The organism is Variovorax sp. 10L421 (assembly GCF_056395365.1).
This window is the reverse complement of the sequence record NZ_JBFTJJ010000089.1, coordinates 1-341: the sequence shown is the minus strand read 5'-3', so window position 1 is coordinate 341 and position 341 is coordinate 1. Positions and strand designations below refer to the sequence as shown.

The 341-nt window shown below is 70.8% G+C and carries 1 protein-coding gene; it reads right to left on the bottom strand.

The annotated features are described in order from the left end of the window. On the bottom strand, positions 1–341 hold a 341-nt coding region (locus tag AC1DFC_RS29855; RefSeq protein ID WP_478180599.1), incomplete at both ends, for an ATP-binding cassette domain-containing protein.

The following is a 341-nucleotide window of genomic DNA, read 5'->3' as shown; positions in this document are numbered from 1 at the left end:
ATCGCAATGCGCTGGCGCTGGCCGCCCGAGAACTCGTGCGGGTACTTGTCCATGTCGGTGGTGCGCAGGCCGACTGCGGCGAGCGCCTCGTTGGCACGCTCGCGCTGCACGGCGCGGCTCGTTTCGGCCAGCGCCTCGAGGGGCTCGGCGACGATGCGCGCGACGGTCTGGCGTGGGTCKARCGAGCCGTAGGGGTCCTGGAACACCATCTGGAAATCGCGCCGCGCGGTGCGCAGCTCGGCCTTCGACAGCGTGTGCAGGTCGCGGCCTTCGAGGCGCACGCTGCCCGAAGTCGGCGTGTCCAGCGCCATCACGAGACGCGCGATGGTCGACTTGCCCGA